Here is a 20,867-nt window from a genome sequence, read left to right as displayed (position 1 = left end):
GGGGGCGACCGGGACCGGGCCCCGGTCGTGCGGAGTACGGATCAGGCCCGGCCGGTCAGCTCGTAGCCGGCTTCGTCGACGACCTCGCTGACCGCCGCGTCGTCCGGCTCGGTGGCGCCGGTGACGGTGACCCGGCCGGTGTGGAGGTCGACGTCGACGGCGGTCACCCCCTCCAGCTCGCCGAGGACCTTGGTGAGTGTGGCCTCGCAGTGGCCGCAGGTCATGCCGGAGACGGCGTACGTCGTGGTGACGCCTTCAGTGACCTCAGCCCGGCCGGTGGTGCCGGTCGAGCAGGTGCCGTCGGTGGAGCAGCAGGACGAAGACATCGGGTTCCTCCTGGCGGGTCGGATCGAGGACGGGCTCACATACAGGGCGGGGGTATCCGCCCCGACGTGTTCCTGTATACCCCCCTGGGGTACTCAAGGCAAGCTCCGAACGCACTTGACTTCATACCCCCTGGGGGTACCTTGAACTGCATAGAGGCCTCACGTCCGAGTCCGAGGGGCCGCGCTCTCCGGGAGGCCACCATGCACACTGGACTGAGGATCACCGCGTTCGCCGCCGCGCTCGCCGCGACGTTCGGCACCGCTTACGGCGTGGGCCGGGGCATCGACCCCGTCGTCGCCAACGAGGCCCCGGCGCCCGTTCACGAAGACCACGGAGAGCAATCGCCGACACCGGAAGGCGGCGACGGTCACGCGGGGCACGCGTCGGCCCCGGCGGTCGGCGGGCTGCGGGCCTCCGAGGGCGGCTACACCCTCGACCTCGAGACCACGCGCGTCGCGGCAGGCCGGCGGACCGATCTGCGCTTCACCGTCCGGGACGGGGACGGCCGCGCCCTCACCGCCTACCAGCGCGAGCACGACAAGGAACTCCACCTCGTTCTGGCCTCACGCGACCTGACCACCTATCGCCACCTGCATCCCGCCCGCGCCGCCGACGGCACCTGGAGCACCCCCGTCGACCTGCCCCGGGCGGGCGGCTACCGGGTCTTCGCCGACTTCACCCCGGCGCGGAAGGGAGCCGAGAACCTCACCCTCGGCACGGACCTGGCGGTCTCGGGCCCCTACGCGCCGAAGGGCCTTCCGACGTCCGGTGTCACCGCCGAGGTCGACGGGTACCAGGTCGAGCTCGCCGGGGAGCTGCGTCCGGGCGCGGCCGGCGAACTGAAGCTGACGGTGTCCCGCGACGGCGAGCCGGTCACCGATCTCCAGCCCTACCTCGGCGCGTACGGCCACCTCGTCGCCCTGCGTGCCGGAGACCTCGCCTACCTCCACGTCCATCCCCACGGCGAACCCGGTGACGGAGCGACCGAGCCCGGCCCGGACATCTCCTTCACGGCCACGGCGCCCAGCAGCGGCACCTATCGCCTGTTCCTCGACTTCAGGCACGAGGGAAGGGTCCACACGGCGGCCTTCACCGTCGGGTCCGGCGGACCGACGGCCACGCGAGAGCCCGTCGACGGGCACCGGCACTGAAGCGGTGCCGGGAGGAGCGGAGGGGGCCGGTACGGAAACCGGCCCCCTCCACCGTGTCAGCCCTTGCCGAGGAGCTTGTTCATCTCGGCGATCTCGGCGGTCTGTGCGGTGACGATGTCGTCGGCCATGGACGTGGCGGGCCGGTACTCGCCCTTGCTCTTCTCTGTGGTGGCCATGTCCACGGCGCCCTTGTGGTGGTCGATCATCATGGTGAGGAACATGGTGTCGAAGTCCGTGCCGGACGCCTTCTCCAGCTCGTCCATGTCCGAACCGTCCATCATGCCGGGCATGCCGGAGCCCGAGTGGTCCATGCCGGGCATGGACTCCGCCGTGCTGTCGGAGGACGTCGGGACGTCCTCGCCCCAGGACGTCAGCCAGCCGCTCATGGTCTTGATCTCCGGGTCCTGCGCCTTCTCGATGCGTGAGGCGAGATCCTTGACCTGGGCGGAGGAGGCCCGGTCGGCGGCGAGCTTCGCCATCTCCAGGGCCTGCTGGTGGTGCGGGATCATGCCCTGCGCGAAGGAGGTGTCCTGCGCGTTGTGCGCGCCGGCGGTGGCGTCGGCGCCCGCGCTCGCGGACGACGACGCGGAGCTGTCGCTGCCCGCCGCACCGCTGCTGTCGCTGTCGTTGCCGCAGGCGGCGAGAGCGAATACGGCGGTGACGGAGACGGCCGCGAGGACGGCGCGTCGGGTCAGGGTACGGGTGTTGCGCATGCTGGAACTCCTGCTGTGCTGTGTTCTGCGAAGTGGATCCGGACGTGCCGAGCCGCACCGCGCCGCCGTGGCGTGGACGTGGTGCGGTGGGGTGTCTAGATCCGCAGGAGTTGGAGTTCCGCCAGCGATGGTGGCGCGCGTGCGCCGTCCGGGGCCTCGACCGCGTACGAGCGGACCGTGTCCGCGTGAGCGGGGACCGGCACCGGATCGGGGGCCAGGGCGGGCAGGGCCGGTGCGCCGCCCACCGCGGCGGCCACGCAGGTCGGGTCGGCGTGGTGAAGGTGCCCTCCACCGCAGTCCCCACCGTCTCCGGCGCAGCCGTCATGAGCGCTGACCACGATGGTCGTCAGGTGCGGCGGCCCGGCGTGTTCGTGAGCCGCGCCGCCGGGAGCCAGGGCGTGCATCGCCAGCACTCCCGCCAGCACCCCGAGAACGAGCAGTGCCTTGCGCCACCGCGACATGGGCGGTGGCGCAAGGCGCTGTTCGTGGCTCTTCATCGGGATCATCCTAGGCGGAGTCTGTGGCGCGGGTTCAATTCCGGTGTCCATCGGGGGGACCGGCGTGCTCGTGCTCACCGTGGCCGGGCTGATCGGGCGAGCCGCCCATCATGCGCATCATCGCCGGGCCGCCGCTGCGCAGGAACCGCACGACCAGGGACGCGGCCAGCAGCAGGAAGACGATGTTCAGCCAGGTCGTGTAGTTCCAGGTGATCCCCTCCTCGGGGATGTGGGCGTCGGCCTGGTCCGGGATCAGCCCCAGACCGCCGAAGGCGAACTCGACGACGTACCCGGCGACGGCCATCGCGGCGAAGAAGGTGACCAGCAGGAAGGCGGCCATCCGGATGCCGTAGTACTTCCGGTAGATGTTCAGGATCGGGAGGATCAGCAGGTCGGCGTAGATGAAGGCGATCACTCCGCCGAAGCTGATGCCGCCCTTCCACAGCACGACCGCCAGCGGCACGTTGCCGATGGAGCACACGAACGTCGCGATCGCCACCAGCGGCCCGACGAGCGGCCCGATCAGCTTGGCGGCGAGCGGGTGGTCGGCGAGGAAGAACGTGCGCCAGAACTCGTCCGGCACCCACGCGGCGATCGCACCGGCGATCAGCAGCCCGGCCACCAGGTCCCGCAGGATCGCCGCCCACTCCATGACGAAGATGTGCGACACGGACGTGAAACCGTCCCGCGAGAACAGTCGACGCGCGAAGCCGCCCCCGCCCCGCACGGACATGTCCATCGCCGCGTGACCTTCCATGGACCCGGCCACCCCGCGCTCGGCCTGCTCACGCGCCTGCCGCAGCAGCCGCTCCCGCAGGAAGACCCGGAACAGCACCGCGAGCACGACGATCATGATCGGGCCGCCGACGAACTCGGCGGCCGTGAACTGCCAGCCCATCAACAGGGCCAGGATCACGCCGAGTTCGGTCACCATGTTGGTGGAGGCGATCTCGAAGGCCATCGCCGCGGTGAAGGCCGCGCCCTTGCGGAAGAGGGAGCGGGCGAGGGCCACGGCGGCGTACGAGCACGAGGACGAGGCGGCGCCGAGCCCGGCCGACACGGTGAGGGTGCGCGGACGGTCGTCGCCGAGCAGCCTCACGACCGTCGACCGGCGCACCACCGCCTGCACGACGGCGGACAACGTGAAGCCGAGGATCAGCGCCCAGGTCACCTCCCAGGTCATCGACCCGGCGATGGACAGAGCGTGGCCGATCGCATCCACGATCCCGCACCTTTCCCGAAGCGGTTGTGTCGACGTGAGTATCCCCCCAGGGGGTATGTCACACGTCCTGCTCACCGTGAATCGTGAAGCATGGAGCACGGCCAGGGCGATCGCGTCGGCGGGAGCCGTCCGCCCCCACAACGGACGGCGCGTTAGGCTGTTTTCCGACAGTCGTCCGTGACGACTGCGCGGCGGTGGGGCTCGCCGTACCCGAACCGTGGCACCGGTGCCGCCGACAGTCCCTACTTGCGATGGTGTGGGCCCGCGTGCGCGTGGGTCCCGGCGAGTAGGAGACGGACGTTCATGACAGCCCCCAGATCCCAGGCGGTGGACGAGCCCATCGATCCCGACGTCGATCCACGTACCCGGCGGCGGTCCTGGCGGCCACAGGGGCCGATCGTGGCGGTGGTGGCACTCGGCGGAGCCATCGGGGCCTCCGCCCGGTACGGTGCCCTGCTTCTCTGGCCGGCCCCGGCCGGAACGTTCCCCTGGACCACCCTGTGGGTGAACGCGGCCGGCTGTGCGGTGATCGGCGTCTTCATGGTGGTGATCACGGACGTGTGGGTGGCCCACCGGCTGGTGCGGCCGTTCTTCGGCACCGGTGTCCTGGGCGGCTTCACGACCTTCTCGACGTACGCCGTCGACATCCAGAAGCTCGTGGACGCGGGCCACGCCCGCACCGGCCTGACCTATCTCGCGGCGACACCGTTGGCGGCGCTCGCCGCCGTATGGCTCGCGGTGGCGACGACGCGCCGCGTTCTGGCATGGAGGCAGCGATGACGAGGCTGACGGGCACCGCCCTGCGGGTGACGGTCTTCATCGGGGAGAACGACACCTGGCACCACAAGCCGCTCTACAGCGAGATCGTGCGCCGCGCCCACCGGGCCGGGCTGGCGGGAGCGTCGGTCTTCCGGGGCGTCGAGGGCTTCGGCGCGTCCTCGCTCATCCACACCTCCCGGCTGCTGTCGCTGAGCGAGGACCTGCCGGTCGCGATCGTCATCGTGGACACGGAGGAACGGGTGCGGGCCTTCCTGCCACAGCTCGACGAACTCGTCGGCGAGGGACTGGTGGTCCTCGACGACTGTGAGGTGATCACGTACGTGGGCACGGGGACGGACGCGTGAACTGGCTGCTCGTGGTCGTCGGCGGGGCGATGGGGGCGCCCTTGCGCTATCTGACGGACCGGGCCGTGCAGAAGAGGCACGACACCGTCTTCCCGTGGGGCACCTTCACCGTGAACGTCGTGGGCAGCTTCGTGCTCGGCCTGCTGAGCGGGGCCGTGGTGGCCGGGGCCGCCTCCTCGCAGGTGCAGCTGCTGCTGGGCACCGGCCTGTGCGGGGCGCTGACGACGTACTCGACGTTCTCCTACGAGACCCTGCGGCTGGCCGAGGACGGGGCGCGGTTCTTCGCCGCGGCCAACGTGATCGCGAGTGTGGTGGCGGGGCTGGGCGCGGTGTTCGCGGGGGTCGCCTTCGCCGAGGCGCTGTGGGCCTGACGGCGCGAACGCCCGGCTGCCGACAGGGCTGCGGCCCTGGCTGTTCGGCCCGGTGGACGAGCCGGGGAGCCTCGCGAAGCCGACAACCCGCCGCCGGACCCACCGGTTCACGGTGCTCGGGATCCTTCGCAGGATGCGTCTGTACGATGCACGCGCATCGCGTCCCACGTGCCCGGCGGACAACCGGGTGCCGGACCGCAGGGTGCGATGTGAAGCCCGATGCGGAGGATCTTCGCGAGACAACCACAACGGGGGACGGCTTGCACGGGGTTCCGACCCAAGTACGTGAGAAATCGTGAGATGTGGGAGCGTGAGCCGGGTGAGTGAGAGTACGTCCAGCACCCTGCAATACCGCTTCGACGGGCCCGAAGAGGCGCCTGTCCTGATCCTGGGTCCCTCCCTGGGCACCACCTGGCACATGTGGGACCGACAGGTTCCTGAGCTGGCCAGGCAGTGGCGGGTGTTCCGGTTCGACCTGCCCGGACACGGCGGCGCGCCCGCGTACCCTGCGGCTTCCGTCGGCGACCTCGCCGCACGGCTGCTGGCCACGCTGGACGCGCTCGGTGTGCAGCGCTTCGGCTACGCGGGCTGCGCCCTCGGCGGCGCGGTCGGCGTCGAGCTGGCGCTGCGCCACCCCGAGCGGCTGGCCTCGCTCGCGCTGATCGCCGCCTCGCCCCGCTTCGGCACGGCCGACGAGTTCCGGCAGAGGGGGGTCATCGTGCGGACGAACGGCCTCGATCCCATCGCCCGGACCTCCCCCGACCGCTGGTTCACCGGCGGATTCGCCGCCGCCCAGCCCGCGATCACCGAGTGGGCCGTGCAGATGGTGCGCACCACCGACCCCGGCTGCTACATCGCCGCCTGCGAGGCGCTCGCCTCGTTCGACGTACGGCCCGAACTCGCGCGCGTGGGTGTGCCGACCCTGGTCCTCGTCGGCTCGGACGACCAGGTCACCGGCCCGGCGGAGGCCCGCACCCTGGTCGCCGGCATCCCGGACGCCCGCCTCGCCGTCGTCCCCGGCGCCTCCCACCTGGTGCCGGTCGAGCAGCCGGCCGCCGTCAGTGACCTGCTGGTCCGGCACTTCTCCACCGCCTGGCAGCCCGCCTTCGACCACGGCACCGGGCAGACCGCGATCCCGGCCGCGCAGGTCACGCCGGTCCTCGCCGCCGCCCCGCCGCAGCCCGCGCCCATCGCCGAGATCGCCCCGGCCATGGTGGCGGAGCCGCAGGTCATGGGGCGGCCCGACCCGTACGACGCCGGGATCAAGGTGCGCCGCGAGGTGCTCGGCGACGCGCACGTGGACCGGGCGCTGTCCCAGGCCGACGACTTCTCCGGGGACTTCCAGGAGTTCATCACGCGGTACGCGTGGGGCGAGATCTGGGACCGGCCCGGCCTCGACCGCCGCACCCGCAGCTGTGTCACGCTCACCGCCCTCGTCGCGGGCGGACACCTGGACGAACTCGCCTTCCACACACGGGCCGCCCTGCGCAACGGCCTGACCCCGGGGGAGATCAAGGAAGTGCTGATGCAGGCGGCCGTCTACTGCGGTGTACCGGCGGCGAACAGCGCGTTCAGGGTGGCGCAGCGGGTCATCCGCGAGGAGACGACGCCGGCGGAGTGAGGCCCGGGCGTGGGCCGGGGGCGGCGCGGCCCCGGGCGGGGGAGAGGGGCAGGATGGGTTCATGAAGCTCACGAAGAAGTCGCATGCCTGTGTCCGCCTCGAGAAGGACGGCCGAACCCTCGTCCTGGACCCCGGCGGGTTCAGCGAGGCGGACGCCGCGCTCGGCGCGGACGCCATCCTCGTCACCCACGAGCACCCCGACCACTTCGACGAGGAGCGGCTGCGGGCCGCCCTGGAGGCCAACGCGGCGGCCGAGATCTGGACGCTGAAGTCGGTCGCCGAGAAGCTCTCGGCGGCCTTCCCGGGCCGCGTGCACACCGTCGGTCACGGCGACACGTTCACCGCCGCCGGCTTCGACGTCCAGGTCCACGGCGAACTGCACGCCGTGATCCACCCGGACCTCCCGCGCGTCACCAACGTCGGCTATCTCCTCGACGGCGGCCGGGTCTTCCACCCGGGCGACGCCCTCACCGTCCCCGACCAGGCGGTGGAGACGCTGATGCTCCCGGTGATGGCTCCCTGGAGCAAGATCTCCGAGGTCATCGACTACGTGCGCGAGGTCCGGCCGCAACGCGCGTACGACATCCACGACGCCCTGCTCACCGACCTCGCCCGCCCGATCTACGACAACCAGATCGGCGCGCTGGGCGGCGCCCAGCACGTGCGGCTGGCGCCCGGAGGCTCGGCCGAGGTCTGAGGCGGCGTTGTCGGACCCGCCGGGTAGGTTGTCAGGCATGCGTATCGCCACCTGGAACGTGAACTCGATCACCGCCCGGCTCCCGCGGCTGCTGGCCTGGCTGGAGAGCAGCGGCACGGACGTGCTGTGCATCCAGGAGGCCAAGGTCTCCGAGGAGCAGTTCCCGTCCGACCAGCTGCGCGAGCTGGGGTACGAGGCCGCGGTCCACGCGACCGGCCGGTGGAACGGCGTGGCGGTGCTCTCCCGCGTCGGCCTGGAGGACGTGGTCAAGGGCCTGCCCGGCGACCCCGGTTACGACGGCGTCCAGGAGCCCCGGGCCGTCGCCGCGACCTGCGGCCCGGTCCGTGTCTGGTCGGTCTACGTGCCCAACGGCCGCGAGGTGGACCATCCGCACTACGCCTACAAGCTGCAGTGGTTCGAGGCCCTGAAGGCCGCCGTCGCCGGTGACGCCGCGGGCAGCCGCCCGTTCGCCGTGCTGGGCGACTACAACGTGGCCCCGACGGACGACGACGTGTACGACCGGGCCGCCTTCGAGGGCGCCACGCACGTCACCCCCGCCGAGCGCGCCGCCCTGGCCGCCCTGCGCGAGGCCGGCCTGTCCGACGTGGTTCCGCGCCCCCTCAAGTACGAGCACCCGTTCACGTACTGGGACTACCGCCAGCTCTGCTTCCCCAAGAACCGCGGGATGCGGATCGACCTGGTCTACGGCAACGAACCGTTCGCCAAGGCCGTCGGTGACGCGTTCGTCGACCGGGAGGAACGCAAGGGCAAGGGCGCCTCGGACCACGCGCCGGTCGTGGTGGACCTGGACGTCTAGAGGCTCCCCGCCTCGGTGACTCAAGATCGCGCGGGATGTGACAAAAGGCGTATGGAGAGGCCAAAGAGGCGCAAGTGGTGTGTCAACGGGCCATGCGCGCAGGCGGCTTGAAGGGGCCCGGGATCGAGGGTCCGCGCGCCTGTGGTGCGCACGGCGGTGCGAATGACACGCTGGAGGTATGAAGATCCCTTTTCTGGGCCACCGGCGCGAGAATCCCCCGGCCCGCGATCCCGAGGGCATCGCCGAACTCCTCGCCGAGTGTGAGCTGCTACGGTCGCAGGCCTTCCGGGAGGGAGTCCAACTCGACGACTCCGTGGCCTCGTTGGAGGCACTCGATCAGCTGGTGCCGCGCTGGCGGGACGACGAGGAGGTGCTTCCCTGGCTCGGCAACGACGCGGGCCTCTACCTCGGTACGGTCATCGTGCGCACCGTGCAGGGTGCCGCCTGGGGGCTGCGGTCCGACGGCCAGCCGGTGATCCTGCTCGCCTCCGGCCGCGAGTTCGACGTCGTCGCCTCCGGTCACGAGTGGGCCGCCAGTGGCGTCCCCGAGCTCTCGCAGGAGTACGCCGAGGTCGCCGAGGAGTGACACCGGGCGCCCCGGAGGTGAACCCATGGCCCCAGTTCGACGTAAATACGGCTAATGCCCGAAAAGTGCGTGTCGTCCTGTCGCCCCGATCCCGCGCGGATAGGTTGCGGCATCCACGACACAGCTGAAAGTGGGTAGGGCTGGGCATGGTCGTCGATCCGTTGATCGAGCTGGTGGACGTCAACAAGTACTACGGGGAGCTGCATGTCCTGCAGGACGTCAACCTCACCGTCGGCAAGGGGGAGGTGGTCGTCGTCATCGGCCCGTCGGGGTCGGGGAAGTCGACCCTGTGCAGAGCGATCAACCGCCTGGAGCCCATCGGGTCCGGCACCATCACGCTCGACGGACGACCGCTGCCGAGCGAGGGCAGGGCCCTCGCGGCGCTGCGCGCCGAGGTCTGCACGGTCTTCCAGTCGTTCAACCTCTGGCCACAAGACGGTCCTGCAGAACGTGTCGCCGGCCCAGGTCAGGGTCCGCGGACGCGAGAAGGATCAGGCCGGCCGGCGGTCGCTCGAACCGCTGGACCGTGTGGGCCTCGCCTCCCGGGCGCCCACGTACCCGGCGCAGCTCTCCGGTGGCCGACAGCTGGGGGCACCTCCCAGGCCGTTCAGGCACTGGGGGAGCGTGGCCGTCGCCCGCGCCCTCGCCATGGAGCCCAGGGCGCTCCTGTTCGACGGGCAGACCTCCGCGCTCGACCCGGAGACGATCAACGAGGTTCTGGAAGTCATGCAGCAACCGGCCCGCGAGGGCATGACCATGGTCGTCGTCACCCACGAGACGGGATTCGCCCGGTCGGCCGCCAACCGCGTGGTGTTCATGGCCGACGGCCGCGTCGTCGAGGACCGCACCCCCGAGGAGTTCTTCACCGCCCCGAGCAGTGACCGCGCCAAGGACTTCCTCTCCAAGATCCTCGAGCACTGAGCGGGGGAGTGCGACCGATGTTCCCTCTCGACTACGATGTGCCGTTCGTTCCCGTGACACGGGACACCGACGCCGTGGCCGAGGCACCGGCCGGACCAGGAACGCTGCTGCCGGGCGGGCAGTAGCAGGAGGGCACTCGCTCGCCCGGCGGCAGCCGGAGATCACTGCTCGCGCAGCGGGACCGACACGTACGACGGGTCGGTCTCCGGTGAGGAGAAGGTCAGCTGCGCGCCGGACGGGTTGTGCTCGAGGTAGAGCGGGTCGACCGTGTCGACGACCAGGGCCAGCCGGTGTCCTGCCGGGACGTCGTAGGCCGTGGAGAACAGCTCCAGGTCAACGCCGAACGGCCGGCCGGGGGTCCGGCCGTGGAAGGTGAACGGCGCGTTGCTGACCAGCTTGCCGAGGCCGAGCGGCCCCACGTCGTAGAGGTACGCGACGAGGGTGCCGCTCTCCGCGGTCGGGGTGAGGGTGGTGTGCAACTTCACGGCGCCGCGCACCTGTTGGGCGGTCCGGTACTTCTCCGACTGCCACACGGCGGCCCAGCGGCGGGGGAGCAGGGGGATGGAGGCGACCGGGGGGAGCTTGGCCACCTGGTCCAGGATGCTGGACAGGAAGACGATCCCGCCGTCCGCCCCCGAGTCGACGTTGGTGTGGATGGTGGTCGTGCCGGCGAGGGCGATCTTCTTCCGGGTCGCGCCGACGGACTTCCAGTCCGGATAGCCCTCGTAGCCGTCCGTGGAGCGGGACTTGAGCCGCACCGGCAGCTCGCGGTCGATGCCGTTGTCCTCGCCCCTGAGGTAGTGGTCCAGCCAGCGCCCGGCGTCGGTCCACACGTCGTTGGGCAGCCCGAAGAGGCCGGTGATCTCGGCGGTGGCATGGTCCCCGGGACGCAGTTCCAGCCGCTTGGGGCCGGTCAGCTTCTCGTAGAAGTCCGTGTACTGGTTGGGCGAGAAGACGGTGTCGCCCCAGGCGTTGGCGAGCATGACGGCGGTGCCGTTCTCGTTGAGCTGGTCGACGTAGCTCACGGCGGAACGTTTCTTCCCCCAGGCGATGAGGTCCGGCTCCTTCGCCAGGTTGGAGGCGTAGAAGTCGTCGAAGACCTGGCGGGTCTCCGTGCTCTGGTGGCCGGTGACCAGGCTCGCACCGTCCAGGAGGGCGGCGGCCTGGGTGTGCTGGGTGCGGCCCGAGTAGATCGAGCCGACCAGGTCGGCCCAGCCGCTGAGGGAGGCGACCGCCTTGATCCGCTTGTCGTGCGCGGCGGCGAGCAGGCTGATGCCGGCGCCGTAGGAGACGCCCGCCATGCCGATGTGCCGGGCGTCCGCAGGCGTGTTGGCGAGCGCCCAGTCGATGACCTTCGACGCGTCGGCCGTGTCGGGCGGCCCCGCGACTTCTATCTCGCCGCCCGACTGCCAGAAGCCCCGTACGTTGTACGTGACCACGACGTAGCCGGAGTCGGCGAGCTTCTGGGCCTGGGCGAGATACTCGATCTGGGGCAGCCCCCAGCTCGTGGGCATGACGAGCAGCGGGTAGCGGCGGGTGGCGTCGGCGCCCGCGGGGGTGACGACGTTCGCCTTGAGGACCGTGCCGCCGTAGCCGCTGATGTCGACGAACCGGACGCTGTTCACGGCCGCCTGGGCCGTGGGGGCGAGTCCGAGGGCGCTCCCGGCGATCAGGGTCGCGGATACCGCGCCCACGGCGGTCGTGCGCAGAGCCTTGCGATGGTGTCCCACAGGTCGCTCCTCACTCGTGTAAGTGCAAAGTGACCCGACGGTAACCTCACCCCTTTACTGCAAGTAACCCGTCGGTAAGTTACGTGCCGGTAAAGGTTGTTGGCCTGTGGATGAACTCAGGAGGCGCGGTGGGAATTGCGTGCAACCGTCGCCGCCGGCAGCGGGGTCTGTGCTGTCCGGGTCACGTCCGCCACCAACTCGACCACGTCCGGGCCGTAGGCCTGGGAGTTGACGACCTTCAGCAGCAGGACGAAGGAGGTGGTGCCGTGCTTGCGGGTCAACCGCTCGTGGTTGCGGGCGAGATAGCGGGTGGTCGCCTGGTTGGTGATCGCGGTCTGGCCGCAGAAGAGGAAGACCGGGCGGGTGCCGTGGCTCTGCTCGACGGTGAGCCGGGCGAGGAGCGCGTACTCGGTCCTGCCGACCTCCACCCGGTAGCGCTCGGAGCCGATCTGGATGGCGCCGCGGTCAGGACTCGGCTCGGCGTCCACGTTCACCCGTATCCCGGGCAGCAGGGAGGACAGATGCGCCGCCATACGGCGGTTGGACGCCGGGCCGCCCACGCAGAACTCGGTGCGCTCGCCGAAGCCCTGGCGCGCCGCGTCGTGCGGGACGACCTGGGCGTTGGCCTTGCAGTCCTTGATCAGCGCGGCGAGTTCGAGGAGTGCGAACACGTCGTAGCGCATCACCGCGAGGTCGGGTCCGCTCGCACCGCGGTTGACCACCAGCAGCGACTCGGAGTTGTCCGGCAGTCCGAAGAAGGCCTGCTTGCGGCGGAGTTTCCGCCTCCACAGATAGGTCCGGGCGAGCCAGCCGAGCGCGGCACTGATGCCGGCCGCCACCACGCCCAGGACGATGTTGCGCACGTCGTCGGTCATGGGCGCGCATGGTAGCGGGCGAACACAAACCCGTGTTCGAGGGGCCGCTGGGCGTGGTGCTCCTGACGAGGCCATGGCAATGGATTAGGCTGCGCTGACGGCCTTTCACTGGAGGTTACGGATGCGTCGCCCTGTGGCACGGAACCTGGCGGTCCTGGCGGTCTCGGCCGCGGTGGTCTCGGTGGGGGCGGCCGCGCCGCCGACCACGGACGGGACCCGAGCGGCTGCGAAGGTCCCCGTGGCCGTCGGCTACGGCGGGGCGGTCGCCAGCGTCGACGCCGACGCCTCGGCCGCCGGCATCGAGGTGCTGCGCAAGGGCGGCAACGCCGTCGACGCCGCCGTCGCCACGGCCGCCGCGCTCGGCGTCACCGAGCCCTACTCCTCCGGCATCGGCGGCGGCGGATACTTCGTGTACTACGACGCCAAGTCCCGCACGGTGCGCACGATCGACGGCCGGGAGACCGCGCCCCTGAGTGCCGACTCCGGCCTCTTCGTGGAGAACGGCAAGGCGCTCCCCTTCGCCGACGCCGTCAGCAGCGGCCTGAGCGTCGGCACCCCGGGCACGCCCGCCACCTGGGCGACGGCCCTGGACAAGTGGGGCAGCAGGAAACTCGGCACCGTCCTCGGACCCGCCGAGCGGATCGCGCGCGACGGCTTCACCGTCGACGACACCTTCCGCACCCAGACCGCAGCCAACGAGACCCGCTTCCGCTACTTCCCGGACACGGCCGAGCTGTTCCTGCCCGGCGGGCAGCTTCCCGTCGTCGGCTCCACCTTCAAGAACCCCGACCTCGCCCGCACCTACCGGGAGTTGGGCAGGAAGGGCGTCGGCGCCGTCTACCGCGGCGACCTCGGCGAGGACATCACCGACACGGTGAACGACCCGCCGGTGGACCCGGCGTCGGGCTGGAACGCGCGCCCCGGCAGGCTGTCCGCCAAGGACCTGGCCGCCTACCGCGCCAAGCTCCAGGCGCCCACCAGGACCTCGTACCGCGGCCTCGGTGTCTACTCCATCGCGCCCTCCTCCTCCGGCGGCACAACGGTCGGTGAGGCCCTCAACATGCTGGAGAGGACGGACCTCTCGAAGGCGAGCGAGGTCCAGTACCTGCACCACTACATCGAGGCGAGCCGGATCGCCTTCGCGGACCGCGGGCGCTGGGTCGGCGACCCCGCCTTCGAGGACGTACCGACGAAGGAACTCCTGTCCCAGAAGTACGCCGACTCGCGGGCCTGCCTGATCAAGGACGACGCGGTGCTCACCAGCCCCGTCGCGCCCGGCGACCCGCGCCGGCCGGCGGCCTGCGGCGCCGGAGGCACGGCGGCCGCGACGACGTACGAGGGCGAGAACACCACCCATCTGACGGTGGCCGACAAGTGGGGGAACGTCGTCTCCTACACGCTCACCATCGAGCAGACCGGTGGCAGCGCCATCACCGTGCCCGGCCGCGGGTTCCTCCTCAACAACGAGCTGACGGACTTCTCCTTCACCCCGGCGAACCCCGCCGTCCACGACCCGAACCTGCCGGGTCCGGGCAAGCGGCCCCGCTCGTCGATCTCGCCGACGATCGTGCTGGACCGGCACGACAGGCCGGTGGTCGCGCTGGGTTCGCCCGGTGGCGCGACCATCATCACCACCGTGCTCCAGACGCTGACCGGCTTCCTCGACCGCGGGCTGCCGCTCGTCGACGCGATCGCCGCGCCCCGCGCCAGCCAGCGCAACGCGGCCCAGACCGAGCTCGAACCCGGGCTCTACGACAGCGAGTTGCGGAAGCAGCTGGAAGCCATCGGGCACTCCTTCAAGCTGAACCCGGAGATCGGCGCGGCGACCGGTGTGCAGCGGCTGCCGGACGGCAGGTGGCTGGCCGCCGCCGAGAAGGTACGGCGCGGCGGCGGCTCGGCGATGGTGGTGCGCCCGGCGCCCTGATCACTCGGGGGCGGGCATCGCGCCCTCCGGGCCCTCCGGGGCTTGCGGACGCTGAGCGGCGGGTGTGCCCGCCGTACCGGCCGTACCGGCCGTGCCGTCGGTGCCGGCAGTGCCTGTCGTGCCGACGGTGCCCTTCGTGCCATCCGTGCCCTTCGTGCCATCCGTGCCTGCCGTGCCGTCCGTGCCTTCCGTGCGGAAGGTGAGGCGCCCGTTCGCGGCGTCCACCGTCACCCGGCCGCCCTCCCCGACGCGGCCCTCCAGGAGCAGCCGGGAGAGCTGGTTCTCGACCTCGCGCTGGATGGTGCGGCGCAGCGGGCGCGCGCCGTACTCGGGCTGGTAGCCGCGTTCGGCGAGCCAGTCGACGGCCGCGTCGGTGAACTCGACCGTGACGCCCTGCGCGTGCAGCCTGCGCCGGGTCCGCTCCAGCAGCAGGTCGGTGATCTGCCGCAACTGGTCACCGGTGAGCCGGCGGAAGACGACGATCTCGTCGATGCGGTTGAGGAACTCGGGCCGGAAGTGTTCGCGCAGCGGCCGCAGGATCTGCTCGCGCCGCGCCTCCTCGTCGGCCTCCGCACCGCCCGCCCCGAAGCCGATGCCGGCACCGCGTCCGGTGATGACCTCGGAGCCCAGGTTGCTGGTCATGACGATGACCGTGTTGGTGAAGTCGACCGTGCGGCCCTGGGCGTCGGTCAGCCGTCCGTCGTCGAGGACCTGGAGCAGGATGTTGAAGACGTCCGGGTGCGCCTTCTCCACCTCGTCGAGCAGGAGCAGCGAGTAGGGGTGCCGGCGGACGACCTCGGTGAGCTGCCCGGCCTCCTCGTGGCCGACGTACCCGGGTGGGGCGCCGACCAGGCGGCTGACGGTGTGCCGCTCCTGGTACTCGCTCATGTCCACGCGGACCATGCGTTCCTCGCTGCCGAACAGGGCGTCGGCCAGCGCGCGGGCCAGTTCGGTCTTGCCGACACCGGTGGGGCCCAGGAAGAGGAAGCTGCCGATCGGCCGGTCGGGGCTGGCGAGCCCGGCCCGTGAACGCAGGACCGCGTCGGCGACCACACGGACGGCCTCGTCCTGGCCGACCACCCGCTGGTGCAGGTGCTGCTCCAGGCCGAGCAGGCGGTCCTTCTCCTCCTCGGTCAGAGCGCTGACCGGAATGCCGGTCTGCCGGGACACCACCTCGGCGATCGCCTCCGCGGTCACCTCCAGGTGCTGACCCTCGTCGGCCTCGTCGTCCCCCGACGCCTCCGTCATCCGCGTCTTCAACTCGGTCAGCCGGTCCCGCAGCTGGGTGGCCTGCTCGTACTGTTCGTCCGCGACGGCCTGGTCCTTGTCCCGGACCAGCTGCTCGACCTCGCGCTCCAGCGCCCGTACGTCCGTGCCCTTGGTGCGGGCGCGCAACCGCACCCGGGCGCCGGCCTGGTCGATCAGGTCGATCGCCTTGTCGGGCAGGCGGCGGTCGGTGAGATAGCGGTCGGACAGCTCGACGGCGGCCACCAGGGCCTCGTCGGTGTAGCGGACCTGGTGGTGTGCCTCGTACCGGTCGCGCAGCCCGCGCAGGATCTCGATCGCGTCCGCGACGGTGGGCTCCGGCACCAGGATCGGCTGGAAGCGGCGGGCCAGCGCCGCGTCCTTCTCGATCCTGCGGTACTCCTCCAGCGTGGTGGCGCCCACGATGTGCAGCTCGCCGCGGGCCAGGGCCGGCTTGAGGATGTTGCCGGCGTCCATGGACCCGCCCTCGCCGCCACCGCCCGCCCCGACGACGGTGTGCAGCTCGTCGATGAAGACGATCAGCTGGTCGGAGTTGGCGCCGATCTCACCGACGATGTTGGTCAGCCGCTCCTCGAAGTCACCCCGATAGCGGGTGCCGGCGACCACTCCGGGGAGGTCCAGGGCGACGACCCGCCGCCCGATGAGCACATCGGGCACATCGCCGTCGACGATCCGCTGGGCGAGGCCCTCGACGATCGCGGTCTTGCCGACGCCCGCGTCACCGATCAGCACCGGATTGTTCTTGCCGCGACGGGAGAGCACCTCGATGGTCTGTTCGATCTCCTCGTCCCGCCCGATCACCGGGTCGATGCGGCCCTGCCCGGCCAGATCGGTGAGATCGCGGCCGTACTTGTCCAGGGTGGGCGTGGTCGTCGCCGCGGTACGGGGCCGCTCCGCGCGGGGCTGCGCGGCGTCCGGGGCCGACTCGGGCGGCAGGCCGGAGGGAGCGAACCGGGCCGCGTTCAGGATGTGCCCGGCCGCCGAGTCGGGGTTGGCCGCGAGGGCGCCGAGCACGTGCTCCGGGCCGATGTAGCCCGCGCCGCCGGCCCGCGCCAGCTCGTGCGCGTCCAGCAGGGCGCGCTTGACGGCCGGGGTCACGGAGAGCGCGGTGGGCGGCGGCGCCTGCTCGGGGGCGTGCTGGACCGGGCCGGAGCGTTTGTCGATCTCCGAGGCGAGCAGGTCCGGGTCGGCTCCGGCCCGGCTGAGCAGGCCGCGGGTCGGCTCGGTGGCCAGCGCGGCCCGCAGCAGGTGCTGGGTGTCGAGATCGCGGCTGCCGTGTTCGGCGGCGTACTGGGCGGCGCCGCGCACCAGCTCCCGGGCGGGCTGACTCAGCAACCGCCCGATGTCGATCTGCCGGGGGCCTGGACGAGGTCCGCCGAAGAAGCGTGCGAGGAATTCTCCGATGGGGTCCGGGCCGTAGCCCTCGGGACCCGTGTAGCCGCTGGTCATGGCGTTATCAGTCCGTTCCGGCGCCCCCGGCGCGGTCCGGGACGCGCTTGCTGATCGACGTGCCGGGTGCGGCGCGAGTGCCCGGAAGTCTCCCGGTTACACCTGCGGTCGGCCAGGGTCTGCCGTGGCCCGCTCCCGGCCTGCCGGCCTCGGCCGGGCGGCCGACTCCCGCGCCGGGGCAGGCGTGTTCGGCCTCGTCCGGGACGAGGCGACGGCCGGCCTTCGCGGTGCTCCCCCGGGTGCTCCGCAGGGCGCGGGCCACCGTGGCGCCCGTAGAACACGATCGCACGATCGCTGCCGCGCAGCACCTCCGGGACGACGTCCCGGCATCGGCTGCCCGGCGGCCGCCGGGCACCCCGGCGGACCGGCCGCGCCGGTGCCGTGGTGCCCGAAGAGCGGGCGGTGATCAGCCGGTACGAGCCTCCTGGCGCGCCGTGAGGACGCGTGGCCCCGCGTCGGTGATCGCCACGGTGTGCTCGGCGTGCGCTGCACGCGACCCGTCGTTCGTCCGCAGGGTCCAGCCGTCGGGTGCCTCGTGGTATCCGTCCGCGCCGCTTCCGATCAGCATGGGTTCGATCGCCAGCACCATGCCGCGCCGCAGCCGCAGTCCGCGCCCGGGGCGGCCCTCGTTGGGCACGGGCGGGTCCTCGTGCATGCGGCGGCCCACGCCGTGGCCGCCGAAGCCGTCCGGGATGCCGTAGCCGGCCGCGCGGCACACCGAGCCGACGGCGTGCGCGATGTCGCCGACGCGGTTGCCCACGACGGCCGCCTCGATGCCCGCGGCGAGCGCCCGCTCGGCGGTCTCGACGAGCCGTACGTCGGCGGGACGCGGCTCGCCGACCACGAAGCTGATCGCCGAGTCGCCCGCCCAGCCGTCCAGTTGGGCGCCGAAGTCGACGGAAAGGAGGTCACCGTCGCGCAGTCGGTAGCCGTCCGGGATGCCGTGCACGATCGCGTCGTTCACGGAGGCGCAGATGACGGCGGGGAAGGGGGTCGGCGCGAAGGAGGGCCGGTAGCCGAGGAAAGGCGAGGTCGCGCCCGCCTCGCGCAGCACGCCGTGCGCCAGTTCGTCGAGTTCCAGCAGCGAGACGCCGACGTCCGCGGCCTGCCGTACGGCCGTCAGGGCGCGGCCGACGACCCGGCCGGTCGCGTACATGGCGTCAATGTCCGTATCCGTCTTCAGCTCCACCATGCCAATTACTATACCGGTATTAGAATGGTGGCATGGTGCGCACCCCACTGACCCCTGAAGAACGCCGACGCGGCGAGCGGCTCGGCCGGCTGCTCCGCGAGGCGCGCGGCGGTCGCAGCATGACGCAGATCGCGGCGAGCGCGGGCATCTCCGCCGAGACCCTCCGGAAGATCGAGACCGGCCGGGCGCCGACCCCGGCGTTCTTCACCGTCTCGGCGCTCGCGCGGGCGCTCGGGCTGTCGATGGACGCGCTGGCGGGACGGTGCGAGCCCGCCGAGGTCTGACCTTCGGCCGCCCGCTGGACCGCGATTCCACCCTCCGGCGACCGTGGTGCGGCAAGGTCAAATTCACGGCAAGCCGCCCCTCGACGCGAGGCGGTGCCGGGTACCGGTAAAGAGCACGGCAAGTCGCCTGGTGGGGCGGGGTGCCCGGCGGACGGGGCGGGCGAGTCTCACGTCCCGGCGCCGGCATGCGGGAGGACCCCCGCGTTCCCGCGGAAAACTGCCCGTAGCGGGCCTGTAACACGACTGGTGTTCTCTACGGACCGGAGTGTTCCGGTCTGGCGGGAGTTGAGCGATGACTGTGGATCAACTCCCGGTGCAGGTGCGGGAGTTCGCGAACTACCTGAACGGCCTGCTGACGCGCCTGGATCAGCGGGGCGGTTGGTGTGCCGTCTTCTGGCAGCGCGATCCGGATGGCATGCAGGCCTGCCTCGACGGGCGTGAAATGCCGCCCTGGGACGCGGTCGAGGCACTCCTTCAGGACCTGGCGGCCGGGTACGGCCCCACCGTCGCCACCGCGGAGGCAGGGCGCGCCGGGGCCCTGCACTCCGCCGCGGTCGCCGCCCACGACGACCGGCCCGGTGGACGGGACGCCCTCGGGGACCGGTTCGACGTGATGCTCCGCGAACAGCGGTACGCCGCCGAACGGCAGACGGAACTGACCCACTTGCTCACCTCGGCCACCTCCCAGGAGGAGGCCGACGCCGTCCGCCTCGACCTCGCCTGGGCCCGCGACGACCACGAACGGGCGACCCGACGTTGCGCCGAACTCCGGTCCAGGGCAGCGGAGTTGGACAGACGTGCGGCCCAGGGGCAGGCGCGGCGGAAGGCGCGCGGACCGGACGGCGGCGCGGTGCGGCGACAGGACGCCGGGCCGGGGACCGGCAGCGCGCGCTCGGCCGTCCGTGGCCGTGACCCCTACGACGCCGGGACCCCCACCCTGCCCCAGCAGCGCGACGCACCCGCCGCGGCCTGGACGACGGACCGGCACGACCACCCGGACCGAACCGACCATCTGCCCGCCACGGCCCTTCACGCGACCGACGGGTACGCCGCCGACGGGTATGCCACCTCGCGCGCGACCGACGAGTACGCCACCGACGAGTACGCCACCGACGCGTACGCCGCCCCTCACGCCGCCGACGGTTACGCCGCCGCCCCTCACGCCGCCGACCGTTACGCCCCCGCCGCGCAGGCCGCCGACACCGACCCTCCCTCCCCCGGCGCCGACTCCTCCGCAGCGCCTCAGCACGCCCCTGCCCCAGCCCCCGCCCCTGATTCCGCCCCGGTCACCGTCCCGAAGCAGCGCAAGCGGCGGCGGGGCAGTGCCCGGTTCGCCGGGATGGCGGAGGCGGAGGCCGCCCCCGCCGTCGTACCGCCCGAGGCCGTGCCCCTGCCCGCCCCGCGGGCCGCCACCGGTCGCGGACCGCGCGGGGCGCGCTTCGCCGGGGTGCCGGAGGCCACCGAGCTGCCGCCGCAGCGGTCCGAGCCGCTGGACACGGAGGCGCGGCGGGAGACCGCCGAGACGGTCGCGACCCTCGTTCGGCTGCGTCGGCAGGGGCGCAGCGGTGAGGCGCACGCCCTCCTGGTCGAGATCGCGTACTGGCCCGCCGCCCGCTTCCCGCAGCTCGCCGCGGAGATGCAGCGGGCCGGACTCGGCGCCGACTGGGCGACCCTGCTGTGGGAGGCCGCCTCCCTGCCCGCCGACCGGCTGGTCGCCGCGGCCGACGCCCTGGTCGCGGCCGGGCGCGGCACGGACGGCGAGCAGATCCTGCGGCAGGGCGTGGCCCGCCCGGCCGCCGAGATCGGGCGGGCCGTCCTGACCCTGGCCGCCGAGGACCGCCACCGCGAGGTCGGCGCGCTGCTCGACGCCTACGTCCGCGTCCGCACGCCGGAGGAGGCGGCCCGCAGCGCCGAGCCCGGCCCGCAGACGCTCGTACCATTGCTGCTGGAGGCTGCCCGGGGCATCTCGGACGAGCGTCACTGGGACCTCGTCCACGCGCTGCGGGTGGCGGGCTTCACCGCCTGATCGGCCCTGCGGCTCGCCCACCGGAGTGTGAAACGTGATCGACTCCGCGGGTTAACGACGATGGTCTTGGCAAG

Annotated in this window: 19 protein-coding genes and 1 pseudogene; 12 read left to right on the top strand and 8 right to left on the bottom strand. The window is 72.0% G+C overall.

Annotated elements, in window-relative coordinates; genetic code table 11:
* Positions 1-41 precede the first annotated feature (41 nt).
* Positions 42-326: a heavy-metal-associated domain-containing protein gene (locus tag OG985_RS12405; protein WP_371668359.1), complete on the bottom strand. Its 285-nt coding sequence runs from the start codon at positions 324-326 to the stop codon at positions 42-44.
* Between the two features lie 201 nt (positions 327-527).
* Here OG985_RS12405 and OG985_RS12400 point away from each other — a divergent pair, with 201 nt between their 5' ends.
* Complete coding sequence (locus OG985_RS12400) at positions 528-1,478, top strand: hypothetical protein (RefSeq protein WP_371668358.1); 951 nt, start codon at positions 528-530, stop codon at positions 1,476-1,478.
* 56 nt (positions 1,479-1,534) lie between these two features.
* Here OG985_RS12400 and OG985_RS12395 read toward each other — a convergent pair whose 3' ends face one another.
* The 3 genes from OG985_RS12395 to OG985_RS12385 form a co-directional block, all read right to left on the bottom strand.
* A complete protein-coding gene (locus OG985_RS12395; protein WP_371668357.1) occupies positions 1,535-2,191 on the bottom strand; it encodes a DUF305 domain-containing protein in 657 nt (218 codons plus the stop codon).
* A gap of 95 nt (positions 2,192-2,286) precedes the next feature.
* Entirely contained in the window at positions 2,287-2,688 is a 402-nt protein-coding gene (locus OG985_RS12390; protein WP_371668356.1) for a DUF6153 family protein, read from the bottom strand.
* 34 nt (positions 2,689-2,722) lie between these two features.
* Positions 2,723-3,910 (bottom strand): permease, encoded by a 1,188-nt coding sequence (locus tag OG985_RS12385; RefSeq protein WP_371668355.1) that lies wholly within the window; start codon positions 3,908-3,910, stop codon positions 2,723-2,725.
* Positions 3,911-4,213: 303 nt separating this feature from the next.
* Here OG985_RS12385 and OG985_RS12380 point away from each other — a divergent pair, with 303 nt between their 5' ends.
* The 8 genes and pseudogenes from OG985_RS12380 to OG985_RS12345 all read left to right on the top strand — a co-directional run bounded on the left by OG985_RS12380 (position 4,214) and on the right by OG985_RS12345 (position 10,047).
* Positions 4,214-4,690 (top strand): CrcB family protein, encoded by a 477-nt coding sequence (locus OG985_RS12380; RefSeq protein ID WP_371668354.1) that lies wholly within the window; start codon positions 4,214-4,216, stop codon positions 4,688-4,690.
* Entirely contained in the window at positions 4,687-5,034 is a 348-nt protein-coding gene (locus tag OG985_RS12375) for a DUF190 domain-containing protein (RefSeq protein ID WP_371668353.1), read from the top strand. Before OG985_RS12380 ends, OG985_RS12375 begins: the two co-directional genes overlap by 4 nt.
* Positions 5,031-5,405: a fluoride efflux transporter CrcB gene (gene crcB / locus OG985_RS12370; protein ID WP_371668352.1), complete on the top strand. Its 375-nt coding sequence runs from the start codon at positions 5,031-5,033 to the stop codon at positions 5,403-5,405. The genes OG985_RS12375 and crcB overlap by 4 nt, the downstream gene beginning before the upstream one ends.
* Positions 5,406-5,724: 319 nt before the next feature.
* Positions 5,725-7,026, top strand: a complete 1,302-nt coding sequence (gene pcaC, locus OG985_RS12365) for a 4-carboxymuconolactone decarboxylase (RefSeq protein ID WP_371668351.1) — start codon at positions 5,725-5,727, stop codon at positions 7,024-7,026.
* 61 nt (positions 7,027-7,087) lie between these two features.
* On the top strand, positions 7,088-7,723 hold the full coding sequence (locus OG985_RS12360; protein WP_371668350.1) for an MBL fold metallo-hydrolase: 636 nt from the start codon (positions 7,088-7,090) through the stop codon (positions 7,721-7,723).
* 37 nt (positions 7,724-7,760) lie between these two features.
* Positions 7,761-8,540: an exodeoxyribonuclease III gene (locus OG985_RS12355; protein ID WP_371668349.1), complete on the top strand. Its 780-nt coding sequence runs from the start codon at positions 7,761-7,763 to the stop codon at positions 8,538-8,540.
* 178 nt (positions 8,541-8,718) lie between these two features.
* Positions 8,719-9,126 carry a DUF6278 family protein gene (locus OG985_RS12350; RefSeq protein ID WP_371668348.1) on the top strand — a complete coding sequence of 136 codons (408 nt, stop codon included), beginning with the start codon at positions 8,719-8,721 and terminating at the stop codon, positions 9,124-9,126.
* A gap of 146 nt (positions 9,127-9,272) precedes the next feature.
* Positions 9,273-10,047: pseudogene (locus OG985_RS12345) on the top strand (amino acid ABC transporter ATP-binding protein).
* A gap of 161 nt (positions 10,048-10,208) precedes the next feature.
* On the opposite strand, the gene OG985_RS12340 reads toward OG985_RS12345, so the two are convergent.
* On the bottom strand, positions 10,209-11,777 hold the full coding sequence (locus tag OG985_RS12340; RefSeq protein WP_371668347.1) for an alpha/beta fold hydrolase: 1,569 nt from the start codon (positions 11,775-11,777) through the stop codon (positions 10,209-10,211).
* Between the two features lie 116 nt (positions 11,778-11,893).
* Complete coding sequence (locus OG985_RS12335; RefSeq protein WP_371668346.1) at positions 11,894-12,652, bottom strand: hypothetical protein; 759 nt, start codon at positions 12,650-12,652, stop codon at positions 11,894-11,896.
* Positions 12,653-12,773: 121 nt separating this feature from the next.
* Here OG985_RS12335 and ggt point away from each other — a divergent pair, with 121 nt between their 5' ends.
* Positions 12,774-14,576, top strand: coding sequence for a gamma-glutamyltransferase (gene ggt, locus OG985_RS12330; RefSeq protein ID WP_371668345.1), 1,803 nt, complete (start codon positions 12,774-12,776; stop codon positions 14,574-14,576).
* On the opposite strand, the gene OG985_RS12325 is transcribed toward ggt, so the two are convergent.
* Complete coding sequence (locus OG985_RS12325) at positions 14,577-17,291, bottom strand: ATP-dependent Clp protease ATP-binding subunit (RefSeq protein WP_371668344.1); 2,715 nt, start codon at positions 17,289-17,291, stop codon at positions 14,577-14,579.
* A gap of 406 nt (positions 17,292-17,697) precedes the next feature.
* The gene (gene map, locus OG985_RS12320; protein ID WP_371668343.1) at positions 17,698-18,483 is read right to left on the bottom strand and encodes a type I methionyl aminopeptidase; all 786 of its coding nucleotides are present in this window, start codon (positions 18,481-18,483) and stop codon (positions 17,698-17,700) included.
* A gap of 32 nt (positions 18,484-18,515) precedes the next feature.
* Between map and OG985_RS12315 the strand changes: the two genes are divergently transcribed.
* Together OG985_RS12315 and OG985_RS12310 are read left to right on the top strand one after the other, a co-directional pair.
* The gene (locus tag OG985_RS12315) at positions 18,516-18,767 is read left to right on the top strand and encodes a helix-turn-helix domain-containing protein (protein ID WP_371668342.1); all 252 of its coding nucleotides are present in this window, start codon (positions 18,516-18,518) and stop codon (positions 18,765-18,767) included.
* Between the two features lie 292 nt (positions 18,768-19,059).
* On the top strand, positions 19,060-20,793 hold the full coding sequence (locus tag OG985_RS12310; protein ID WP_371668341.1) for a hypothetical protein: 1,734 nt from the start codon (positions 19,060-19,062) through the stop codon (positions 20,791-20,793).
* Positions 20,794-20,867: the final 74 nt, after the last annotated feature.

It is taken from the genome of Streptomyces sp. NBC_00289 (assembly GCF_041435115.1).
Classification (GTDB): Bacteria; Actinomycetota; Actinomycetes; order Streptomycetales; family Streptomycetaceae; genus Streptomyces.
The sequence above is the reverse complement of the archived record's forward strand: the minus strand, read 5'-3'. Positions and strand labels throughout refer to the sequence as shown.

Excerpts from the sequence above, each read along its gene's own strand:
- OG985_RS12405 (WP_371668359.1), bottom strand. The coding sequence starts at position 326 with ATGTCTTCGTCCTGCTGCTCCACCGACGGCACCTGCTCGACCGGCACC.
- OG985_RS12400 (WP_371668358.1), top strand. The coding sequence starts at position 528 with ATGCACACTGGACTGAGGATCACCGCGTTCGCCGCCGCGCTCGCCGCG.
- OG985_RS12395 (WP_371668357.1), bottom strand. The coding sequence starts at position 2,191 with ATGCGCAACACCCGTACCCTGACCCGACGCGCCGTCCTCGCGGCCGTC.
- OG985_RS12390 (WP_371668356.1), bottom strand. The coding sequence starts at position 2,688 with ATGAAGAGCCACGAACAGCGCCTTGCGCCACCGCCCATGTCGCGGTGG.
- OG985_RS12380 (WP_371668354.1), top strand. The coding sequence starts at position 4,214 with ATGACAGCCCCCAGATCCCAGGCGGTGGACGAGCCCATCGATCCCGAC.
- OG985_RS12375 (WP_371668353.1), top strand. The coding sequence starts at position 4,687 with ATGACGAGGCTGACGGGCACCGCCCTGCGGGTGACGGTCTTCATCGGG.
- OG985_RS12360 (WP_371668350.1), top strand. The coding sequence starts at position 7,088 with ATGAAGCTCACGAAGAAGTCGCATGCCTGTGTCCGCCTCGAGAAGGAC.
- OG985_RS12355 (WP_371668349.1), top strand. The coding sequence starts at position 7,761 with ATGCGTATCGCCACCTGGAACGTGAACTCGATCACCGCCCGGCTCCCG.
- OG985_RS12350 (WP_371668348.1), top strand. The coding sequence starts at position 8,719 with ATGAAGATCCCTTTTCTGGGCCACCGGCGCGAGAATCCCCCGGCCCGC.
- OG985_RS12335 (WP_371668346.1), bottom strand. The coding sequence starts at position 12,652 with ATGACCGACGACGTGCGCAACATCGTCCTGGGCGTGGTGGCGGCCGGC.
- ggt (WP_371668345.1), top strand. The coding sequence starts at position 12,774 with ATGCGTCGCCCTGTGGCACGGAACCTGGCGGTCCTGGCGGTCTCGGCC.
- OG985_RS12325 (WP_371668344.1), bottom strand. The coding sequence starts at position 17,291 with ATGACCAGCGGCTACACGGGTCCCGAGGGCTACGGCCCGGACCCCATC.
- map (WP_371668343.1), bottom strand. The coding sequence starts at position 18,483 with ATGGTGGAGCTGAAGACGGATACGGACATTGACGCCATGTACGCGACC.
- OG985_RS12315 (WP_371668342.1), top strand. The coding sequence starts at position 18,516 with ATGGTGCGCACCCCACTGACCCCTGAAGAACGCCGACGCGGCGAGCGG.
- OG985_RS12310 (WP_371668341.1), top strand. The coding sequence starts at position 19,060 with ATGACTGTGGATCAACTCCCGGTGCAGGTGCGGGAGTTCGCGAACTAC.